The sequence below is a fragment of the Flavobacterium sp. UBA4854 genome (assembly GCF_002399805.1).
GTDB lineage: Bacteria > Bacteroidota > Bacteroidia > Flavobacteriales > Flavobacteriaceae > Flavobacterium > Flavobacterium ginsengisoli.
In genome coordinates, this window is sequence record NZ_DHEI01000081.1 from 5,318 (window position 1) to 6,768 (window position 1,451).

Below are 1,451 nucleotides of genomic sequence, written 5' to 3' on the forward strand. Positions count from 1 at the left end.
ATTATTTTGTAAAAACGGATTATATTTTGAAAATCAAAGCCACACTTCTAACCTCTGAAACGCCTATAATTAAAATTCAAATTGGAGATAAATATTATCCGAAAAGTGTTTTAACGGAGGAAAACGTCAACATACAAAATGGTGATTCAGAAAAAATAATTAGTCGTCATCTTATCACAGAAGGATTGGTTCTCCTTGATACACAATTGTATTTCTCAAATTCTAAAACTCTTATTTTTGAAATTGATGAAGAATCGATTGTCATGAATTTTATTTACAGCAGCAATGTTGAGACTCATATTGATCAATTGGAAAGTGAAAAATATTCTAAAGAAAACACCCATAATATCTTTTACACCAATAACTTTAAGGGTTCTTTTAAAATTCCAGCTCATAAAGATGTAAATTATATGTCTATTATTTTATCCAAGGAGTTTTACTACAATATTATAAATGAAGATTGGCAATTGCATGAAAAATTTTCAAAAAAAATCCTTCAAAAACAATCTTGCTATTTAACTTCTAAATATCTTCCGTTTACATCGCCAATTAAGTGGGTAACATCAGAAATAAAAAAATGCACTAGAGAAGGTGTTTTAAAAAGAATTTATATAGAAAGTAAGATTAAAGAACTTCTTATTCATCAACTTGAAACATTAATTACCAAACCCTTACCAACAGAAAAAATAAACGAAGAGGATTACAACAAATTATTAGAAGCAAAAAAAATATTAGAAAACGATTATCGAAACACTCCTACTCTACCTGAACTTTCTAGACTTATTTCCCTAAACGAATTCAAATTAAAAAAAGGCTTTAAAGCTTGTTTTGGAACCACTGTAAAAAGCTATATTATTAAACTGAGGATGGAACATGCCAAAAAATTGTTTCAAAGCAAAACCGCTACCGTAAGCGAAGCAGCATACAAATGCGGTTACAAAGATGTTTCTCATTTTTCTGCAGCCTTCAAAAGCTACTACGGATTTTCGCCTCAAAAATTTAAAATCAATACTGATATTATTCAATTTTGGTTGCTTGCTTTTTCATTTATAATATAAAAAAAAGGGTTTTAAAATTCAGTCCGTCGACTTCCTTTTAAAACCCTAAAAATTAGACATTAATGTATAGTGCAAACTCTTATACAATTACCCACGATCAAATGAATATGTCAAAATTTAATTCAAAAAAAATGTTTCTCCAAAAAACATGAATTGTTAAAACTTAAATAATGGCATTCTAAAAAAGGTAAAAAACAACATTGTTCTTAAATTTCAACAGCCCAAAATTACAGGCATAAAAACAGATAACCTTACGGTTTTCCACATTGTATGAAAAAATTAACAACATTAACAGAAGCCAAAAACCTTAAGTAATTGTTCTGCAAAACATTGCCAAAATACACTTTAACGAAAATTTGTAAAAGAAAATACTAGATTCTTGCTCAAATTCAC

The 1,451-nt window shown here is 28.2% G+C and carries 1 protein-coding gene; it reads left to right on the forward strand.

Annotated elements, in window-relative coordinates; genetic code table 11:
• The coding region (locus B3J44_RS11370; protein ID WP_286968546.1) for an AraC family transcriptional regulator at positions 1-1,058 on the forward strand (1,058 nt) is incomplete at its 5' end.
• Between the last annotated feature and the right edge of the window lie 393 nt (positions 1,059-1,451).